We start from the raw sequence: 7917 nt of genomic DNA, 5'->3' as shown, positions 1-7917 counted from the left end.
GCCGGCGCCGAGCGCATCAAGACCCTGCACGGCAGCGCCATCGCCTCGGCTAACGAGGACCGCGAGATGATCGAAGCCCCGCCGCGCGGCGACGATCCGGGCGCGGGCCCGGTGATCGCGCCCCGGTCCTTGCTGAAGGGCATCATCCAACCGCGCGTCGAGGAGACGCTGGAACTGCTGCGCGAGCGCCTGAAGGCGTCCGGCGCGCCGGTCGAACCGGGCGCGGGCATCGTCCTGACGGGCGGCGCCAGCCAGCTGGCCGGCGTGCGCGAAGTCGCCGTGCGGGTGTTCGACCGCCCTGTCCGCCTTGGCCGTCCGCGCCGGGTGCCGCACCTGGCCGACGCCGCGTCGGGTCCGGCGTTCTGCGCCGCCGCCGGCGTCCTGCACCGCACGGCTTTCGGGCCGCGCGAGGTGGTTTCGCCCAAGGCCCTGGCCGGGGCGGCGATCCGCAAGCGCCCGATGGATCCCAACGCCAGCCCGGTGGCCAAGGCCGCCGCCTGGCTGCGCGACAATCTCTGATCGAGTAGTCGCGGGACCTCGTCCCACATCCTGCAAGCTTGGCTGAGTCGCGCTCCCCGGAGTGGGACTGTTAAATTTTGTGACGGCCAAAATTTTTTCGTCTTGGCCAAGCTCGCCAAGAACAGCGGCCAAGTCTTAACAGAACTTAAGCATAAGCGTTTACGATCTAAGTGTCGGAAACACCTAATGGCCCAGTTTTCGAGGCCCTGAAAACGGGATTTTTCAAGGCTTTTTCGGTCAGCGGCGTTCCGCCGCACGGCCCTCCGGGCTACCCTGAGGAACCCCAGGAATCCCCTGTGATTCCTTTGGATAACTGGATTTTTCCGGCCTCTTTGGGGTCGACCGAGAGCCGACTCACCTTATGGAGTTAACCACCGATTAAGGTTGGTGGTTGTTCTGTTAACCCGATCGTCGAGATGACTCCCGGCGTTTGATCTGTTCGGCAGTTGACGAATTCGGCGTTTAAGACGCGAGGCTCCCATGGCAATTTCTCTTTCCGCGCCGCGTACGACTGAACTGAAGCCGCGTATCGTGGTGTTCGGCGTCGGTGGAGCCGGCGGCAACGCCGTCAACAACATGATCGAGGCCGGCCTCGAGGGTGTTGAGTTCGTGGTGGCCAACACCGACGCGCAGCAACTCCAGTTCGCCAAGACCGACCGTCGCATCCAACTCGGCGTCCAAGTGACCCAGGGCCTGGGCGCGGGCGCTCACCCCGAAGTCGGCATGAGCGCCGCCGAGGAGAGCTTCCCCGAGATCGGCGAGCACCTGGACGGCGCGCACATGGTGTTCATCACCGCCGGCATGGGCGGCGGCACCGGCACCGGCGCGGCCCCGATCATCGCCAAGTGCGCTCGCGAACGCGGCATCCTGACCGTCGGCGTCGTCACCAAGCCTTTCCACTTCGAAGGCCGTCACCGCATGCGTCTGGCCGACGCCGGCATCGGTGAGCTGCAACGCTATGTCGACACCCTGATCGTCATTCCGAACCAGAACCTGTTCCGCGTCGCCAACGAGCGCACGACCTTCGCCGAAGCCTTCGGCATGGCCGACCAGGTGCTGCACTCGGGCGTCCGCTCGATCACCGACCTGATGGTTCTGCCGGGCCTGATCAACCTCGACTTCGCCGACGTCCGCACGGTCATGACCGAGATGGGCAAGGCGATGATGGGCACCGGCGAGGGCACCGGCGAAGACCGCGCCCTGATGGCCGCCCAGAACGCCATCGCCAACCCGCTGCTGGACGAAGTCTCGCTGAAGGGCGCCAAGGCCGTGCTGGTCAACGTGACCGGCGGCATGGACATGACGCTTCTCGAAGTCGATGAAGCGGCTAACGCCATCTCGGATCAGGTCGACCCGGAAGCCAACATCATCTTCGGCGCCGCCTTCGACCCGTCGCTGGACGGCGTGATCCGCGTGTCGGTGGTCGCCACCGGCATGGACGGCGCGTCCATCGCCCAGATCGAGCCCAAGCCCGTCTCGCGCAACACCACGGCCCAGCCGCTGATCGCCGAGACCCGACCGGCCGCGCCGCAAGCCGCGCCGGCTCCGGTCCCGACCACCGCCGACACCAGCCGCCCGGGCATGCGCTATGAGCCGCGCCCGATCGAGCGCCCGGCCGCCGCCACCGCGTCCTACGCGCCGGAACCGGCCTATGAAGAACCCGAAGCCGTCGTCGAAGCCCAGGAAGACCTGCACTTCGAAGAGCCGGTGATCGAAGAGCCCCGCGTGGCCGCCCCGGCCCCGCGCGTCACCCGCATCGTCGACCCGCTGGTCGCCGAGAGCGCCGACGAAGAGCCTTTGTACAGTGAAACCTACGACGACCGCCGGACCCAGAAGTCGGGCGGCTGGATGAGCCTGTTCGGCGGTGGTCGCCAGCAGCGTTACGAGCAACAACCGGCCCAGCAGCCGCGCCAGACGGGTTCGGCCCGCCCGCAGCTGCAGCCCCTGGACCAGCCGGCCGCCGAGGAAGGCGAGGATCTCGAGATCCCGTCCTTCCTGCGCCGCCTGGCCAACTGAAAAGAGCCCAAGGCTCGCCGCTAGTAAGCGTACCAGTAAGCGTAACCGAGACCCCCGGAGCGAAAGCTCCGGGGGTTTTGCTTTGTCGGTGCTGGTGGGACAGGCGGATGCGCCTGTCCCCAATCACGCGCTAGTGGGTCTTGGCGGCCGCATCGGCGGCGGCGTCGGTCTTGCGCTCCGCGGCGCCGACCGCGTCAGCGGTGTTGTCGGCGGCCTTGTCGGTCGCGGCCGCGGTGTTGGCGGCGGCGGCGTTGGCGTTGTTGGCGGTGTCCTGGGCGGCCGAGGCCGTGGCGGCGCCGGCCTGATCGGCGGCGGCGGCGGTGTGGTCCTCGGTCTTCTGCGAGCAGGCCGCCAGCGACAGACTGGCGATCGCGGCGGAAATCAGCAGGGCGGTGCGCATGAGGTGTTTTCTCCAGGGATGGACGTTGATCGTCCTCGCGGGAGCCAACGTTCCAACCTGGCCTAAGGCTCCGGCTGAACGCCAAGCGGTGTCCCGCGCCGCCCAACCGCGCTAGTCTCGACACAATCTGCCAACCGGCTTGAAGAACAGGTCACGATGAAGCTCACCCGCGCCGACCGGAAGATCCTGGAAATCCTCCAGCAGGACAGCTCGGTCACGAACGTCGAGCTGGCCGAGCGGGTCGGGCTGTCGCCCAGCCCCTGCTTGCGGCGGGTCAAGCAGCTGGAGGCCTCGGGCCTGATCTCCGGCTACGTGGCGCTGCTGGACCGGCGCAAGGCGCGGCTGGACCTGCTGGCCTATGTCGAGGTCCAGGTCGACCGCCACAGCGAAACCGCAGCCGAGGCCTTCGCCGAGGCCGTGCGCCGCGAGCCGATGGTGGTGGGCTGCCACGCCATGACCGGCGGCTACGACTATCTCCTACGGGTGGTGGCGCCGAACCTCGACGCCTATGCCGAGTTCACCATGAAGCGTCTGCTGAAGATGCCGGCCGTCAAGGACATCCGCTCCAGCTTCGTGCTGGAGACGATCAAGGACGCCACGGCCCTGCCGCTGGATTACCTGGAGTAGGCCGGATGATCAGGCTCCTGGCGGCGGGCGCGGCGGCGCTGGCCCTGACGGCGGGCGCCGCGGAACCCGAGCGCGCCGCGCCCTACGAGATCGCGCCGAACCTGTTCCAGCAGGACCGGCCTGACCTGGGGCTGAAGCCGGCGCCGGGCGCCCAGACCTTCACCGTCTTCGCGCCGACGCAGGAGACGGACCGGTTCAGCAACGGCGTGGTGCTGATCCCGTTCAAGGGGCGGCTGTACGCCCAGTGGCAGAGCTCGGCCAGGGACGAGGACTCCGCCGACACCTGGGTGGCCTACAGCGTCAGCGACGACGGCGAGAGTTGGAGCGCGCCCAGGCCTTTGACGCCGGCCGGGGAGGGCGGGGTGATGCGGTCCAGCGGCGGCTGGTGGACGGACGGCCAGGTCCTAGTGGCCTACGCCAATGTCTGGCCCGACGGCTTCCAGTCGGGCGCCGGCGGCTACGCCGAGTACCGCACCAGCTCGGACGGTCGGACCTGGAGCGAACCGCGCCGGGTCATGGGCGCGGACGGTCGCCCCGTCGAAGGCGTGATCGAACAGGATCCGCACCGGATCGACGGGCGAGTGCTGGCGGCCTTCCACCTGCGTCCCGGCATGATCGCCAAGCCCTTCTTCACCGACGATCCGCTGGGCGTCGCGGGCTGGACCGAGGGTCGGATGACCAATCTGCCGCGCGACATGGCCACCGCCGCCGCGCCGCACGAACGCCGGCTCAGCCGCGAGATCGAGCCCAGCCTGTTCCGCCGCGCCGACGGTTGCGCGGTCATGGTGTTTCGCGACGAAGAACTGAGCTTTCGCCAGTTGGCCGCCGAGAGCTGCGACCGGGGCGTGACCTGGACCACGCCCGTCCTGACGGCGATGCCGGATTCCCGCGCCAAGCAGAGCGCCGGCAACCTGCCGGACGGCTCGGCCTATCTTGTCAACGCACCCAATAGCGATCGGCCGCGAATGCCCCTGGCGGTGACCGTCAGCCGCGACGGCCGACTGTTCGACCGCAGCTGGCTGCTGCGCGGACAGGGCGACCTGCAGCCGCTGCGGTTCGAAGGCAAGTACAAGCGGCCGGGCTATCACTATCCCAAGAGCGTGGTCTGGAAGGGCTGGCTGTACGTCGGCTACGCGGCGAACAAGGAAGATGTCCAGGTGACGCGGCTCCCGCTGGAGGCGTTGGCGGGGCTCAAATAGGGCGGCCTATTCAACGCTGTCATCCCGGACAAGCGCGCAGCGCGCCGATCCGGGACCGACGCGTGAACGCAGGCGCTTCCGGCGGTCCCGGATCTTCGCTGCGCTAGGTCCGGGATGACAATCACCGGGAGTGGTCTTCAGGAAGCGATTTAGGCAAAGTTCTTGGCATAAAATGACCGAGTGTGGACAGTTTTAGGTCATCATCGCCACACCTTGCCGACACCAAGGCCCTATCCTGCCGCCGTACCCCTTTCCGGAGYGCGGCGCATGTTGGTTGTCGATCAAAAGTCCCTGTCGCCCGCCGTGGTTTCGCCCGTGCGTCCGGCCCTGGAAGGCGTGACCGCCTACAAGGCCGGCATGACCCTGGCCGAAGCCGGTCGCCTGGCCGGTCGCGCCGACCTGTCCAAGCTGGCCAGCAACGAGAACCTGCTGGGCTGCAGCCCCAAGGTCGCGGACGCCGTGCAGGCCGCGTTGGCCAGCCCCGAGATCTATCCGGACCCCTATTGCGAGACCCTGCGCGCCGCGATCGGCGAGCGGCTGGCGGTCGATCCGGCCCGCATCGTCATGACCCCGGGCTCCGAGGCCCTGATCGACTATCTGTTCCGCGCCGTGCTGCATCCCGGCGACAGCATCCTGCTGTGCTCGCCGACCTTCCCGGCCTACGAGATCTTCGGCCGCTGCGCCGAGGCCACCTTCGTCGACGTGCCGCGCCTGGCCAATTTCGACCTCGACGTCGAGGCCTTCAAGGTCGAGGCGGCCAAGGGCCCCAAGCTGCTGGTGCTGTGCACCCCCAACAACCCGACCGGCAACGCGATGAGCGGCGTCGACATCGGCGAGATCCTGGCCGTCACCCCGCGCTCGACCGTGGTCTTCGTCGACGAGGCCTATCGCGAATATCACGAGACCTTCGACACCCTGGCCCTGCTGAAGGCCTGGGGCGGGACCTGGGTTTCAGGCCGGACCTTCTCCAAGGCCTATGGCCTGGCCGGCATGCGGGTGGGTTACGGCATCTGCTCGTCGGCCGAACTGGTCGGCTACCTGGACCGCATCCGCCCGCCGTTCAACGTCACAGCCATCAGCCAGGCCGCGGCCCTGGCCGCCTGGAACGACCTGGAGCACCTGGAGCGCACCGTCGCCCTGACCATCGCCGAGCGCGGCCGGGTGGAAGCCGTGCTGGACGCCATGGGCGTGCAGCGGACCGCCAGCGCCGCCAACTTCGTCTTCCTGCGCAGCCCGGCCGGCGCCGAAGCCACCGCCGCGCGTTTGTTGCGGGAAGGGCTTATCATCCGCCCCACGCCCGTGCCCGGCGGCTGGGTGCGGATCACCATCGGCCGTCCCGCCGACAATGACCGCCTGATCGCCGCCCTGCCGGCCGCTCTTGCTCTCTGATCCATCGGAGCCCGCCATGACCATCGACGCTCAAAACCCCCTCGGCCTCGACGGCTTCGCCTTCGTCGAGTTCACCAGCCCCGAACCGGCCGCCATGAAGGCGTTGTTCGAGCAGCTGGGCTTCGTGCCCGCCTCGACCCATCCGACCAAGGCCGTGACCCGCTACAAGCAGGGCCGCATCAACCTGCTGGTCAATGACGAGGCCGCCGGTCACGTCGCCGAGTTCCGCGCCGCCCACGGCCCGTCGGCCAACGGCATGGCCTTCACCGTCGAGAACGTCGAGCAGGCCTATGCCGAGGCCCTGAAGCGCGGCGCCGTGGCGGCCGATGCCGGCCCCACCGTGCTGGGCGAGGGCGCCCGGGTGCTGGAAGGCATCGGCGGCTCGATGTTGTACCTGGTGGCCGGTCCGGACGCCGTGTTCGCCGACTGGAACCCCGTCCCCGGCGCGGTCGAGGCCGAGGCGGCCAACAACGTCGGCCTCGACCTGCTCGACCACCTGACCCACAACGTCAAGCGCGGCCAGATGCGCACCTGGTCGACCTTCTATCGCGAGGTCTTCGGCTTCGAGGAGCAGAAGTATTTCGACATCAAGGGCCAGGCCACGGGCCTGTTCAGCCAGGCGATGATCGCCCCCGACAAGGCCATCCGCATCCCGCTCAACGAGAGCCAGGACGACCAGAGCCAGATCGAGGAGTTCATCCGCCAGTACAATGGCGAGGGGATCCAGCACCTGGCCCTGACCACGCCGGACATCTACGACACCGTCGAGCGCCTGCGGGTCCGGGGCGTCAAGCTGCAAGACACCATCGAGACCTATTACGAGCTGGTCGACCAGCGCGTGCCCGGCCACGGCGAGGACACCGAGCGCCTGCGCAAGAACCGCATCCTGTTGGACGGCAATGTCGGCGACGAGGGCCTGCTGCTGCAGATCTTCACCGAGAACCTGTTCGGCCCGATCTTCTTCGAGATCATCCAGCGCAAGGGCAACCAGGGCTTCGGCAACGGCAACTTCCAGGCCCTGTTCGAGAGCATCGAGCTGGACCAGATCCGCCGCGGCGTGATCACGGTCGAGGCCTGATCTCAAAACGGTTGTCATCGCGGACGAGCGCGCAGCGCGAAGATCCGGTGCCGACGCCTGAGCGCCGCGCTTCCGGCGATCCCGGCTCTGCGCCCGGCTTTCGCCGGGCTTGTCCGGGATGACAATGTTAGGGTGCGTTGAGAGAGAACGAGCCAGGGACCCAACCATGGACCTCACCTACCAATCCGGCTTCGGCAACCACTTCTCCAGCGAGGCGGTCCCCGGCGCCCTGCCGGTGGGCCAGAACTCGCCGCAGACGCCGCCGTTCGGCCTCTATGCCGAGCAGCTGTCGGGCACGGCCTTCACCGCGCCGCGTCACGAGAACCGCCGCAGCTGGCTCTACCGCCTGCGGCCCAGCGCCGGCCATGGGCCTTACGCGCCCTATGCCCAGGACCGGCTGAAGAGCGGCCCGTTCGACGCCGCCGCGCCGACGCCCAACCGTCTGCGCTGGGATCCGCTGGAGGTTCCCGCCGAACCCACCGACTTCGTCGACGGCCTCGTGACGATCGGCGGCAACGGCGACGTGGCGACCCAGGCCGGCATGGCCGCGCACCTGTACCTTGCCAACCGCTCGATGATCGACCGGGTGTTCCAGAACGCCGACGGCGAGCTGCTGATCGTGCCGCAACTGGGCGAGCTGCACCTGGTCACCGAATTCGGCCGGCTGGATGTGGCCCCCGGCGAGATCG

At 68.2% G+C, this 7917-nt stretch carries 8 protein-coding genes; 7 read left to right on the top strand and 1 reads right to left on the bottom strand.

Going from position 1 to position 7917, the window contains the following annotated elements:
* Window positions 1-519 (top strand): cell division FtsA domain-containing protein (locus AC1DZ6_RS13950; protein WP_477097765.1); only part of this gene is annotated, 519 nt, incomplete at its 5' end.
* A 480-nt stretch (window positions 520-999) separates the two neighbouring features.
* Window positions 1000-2535: a cell division protein FtsZ gene (ftsZ, locus tag AC1DZ6_RS13945; protein WP_477097764.1), complete on the top strand. Its 1536-nt coding sequence runs from the start codon at window positions 1000-1002 to the stop codon at window positions 2533-2535.
* 130 nt (window positions 2536-2665) lie between these two features.
* Here the strand turns inward: ftsZ and AC1DZ6_RS13940 are convergent, their stop codons facing one another.
* Window positions 2666-2935 (bottom strand): hypothetical protein, encoded by a 270-nt coding sequence (locus tag AC1DZ6_RS13940; RefSeq protein ID WP_477097763.1) that lies wholly within the window; start codon window positions 2933-2935, stop codon window positions 2666-2668.
* A gap of 156 nt (window positions 2936-3091) precedes the next feature.
* Between AC1DZ6_RS13940 and AC1DZ6_RS13935 the strand changes: the two genes are divergently transcribed.
* From AC1DZ6_RS13935 to AC1DZ6_RS13915, 5 genes are all read left to right on the top strand, one after another.
* Window positions 3092-3562 (top strand): Lrp/AsnC family transcriptional regulator, encoded by a 471-nt coding sequence (locus tag AC1DZ6_RS13935; RefSeq protein WP_477097762.1) that lies wholly within the window; start codon window positions 3092-3094, stop codon window positions 3560-3562.
* Between the two features lie 5 nt (window positions 3563-3567).
* On the top strand, window positions 3568-4761 hold the full coding sequence (locus tag AC1DZ6_RS13930; RefSeq protein WP_477097761.1) for a sialidase family protein: 1194 nt from the start codon (window positions 3568-3570) through the stop codon (window positions 4759-4761).
* Between the two features lie 267 nt (window positions 4762-5028).
* The gene (locus AC1DZ6_RS13925; protein WP_477097760.1) at window positions 5029-6150 is read left to right on the top strand and encodes a pyridoxal phosphate-dependent aminotransferase; all 1122 of its coding nucleotides are present in this window, start codon (window positions 5029-5031) and stop codon (window positions 6148-6150) included.
* Between the two features lie 16 nt (window positions 6151-6166).
* Window positions 6167-7228, top strand: a complete 1062-nt coding sequence (hppD, locus tag AC1DZ6_RS13920) for a 4-hydroxyphenylpyruvate dioxygenase (RefSeq protein WP_477097759.1) — start codon at window positions 6167-6169, stop codon at window positions 7226-7228.
* A 166-nt stretch (window positions 7229-7394) separates the two neighbouring features.
* Window positions 7395-7917: homogentisate 1,2-dioxygenase (locus AC1DZ6_RS13915; protein ID WP_477097758.1), on the top strand; the 523-nt coding region annotated here is incomplete at its 3' end.

It is taken from the genome of Caulobacter sp. P1_B12_2, from assembly GCF_056406675.1.
The sequence above is the reverse complement of the archived record's forward strand: the minus strand, read 5'-3'. Positions and strand labels throughout refer to the sequence as shown.

What these genes read in the sequence shown, in the direction of transcription:
- ftsZ (WP_477097764.1), top strand. Translation starts at nt 1,000, where the DNA reads ATGGCAATTTCTCTTTCCGCGCCGCGTACGACTGAACTGAAGCCGCGT.
- AC1DZ6_RS13940 (WP_477097763.1), bottom strand. Translation starts at nt 2,935, where the DNA reads ATGCGCACCGCCCTGCTGATTTCCGCCGCGATCGCCAGTCTGTCGCTG.
- AC1DZ6_RS13935 (WP_477097762.1), top strand. Translation starts at nt 3,092, where the DNA reads ATGAAGCTCACCCGCGCCGACCGGAAGATCCTGGAAATCCTCCAGCAG.
- AC1DZ6_RS13930 (WP_477097761.1), top strand. Translation starts at nt 3,568, where the DNA reads ATGATCAGGCTCCTGGCGGCGGGCGCGGCGGCGCTGGCCCTGACGGCG.
- AC1DZ6_RS13925 (WP_477097760.1), top strand. Translation starts at nt 5,029, where the DNA reads ATGTTGGTTGTCGATCAAAAGTCCCTGTCGCCCGCCGTGGTTTCGCCC.
- hppD (WP_477097759.1), top strand. Translation starts at nt 6,167, where the DNA reads ATGACCATCGACGCTCAAAACCCCCTCGGCCTCGACGGCTTCGCCTTC.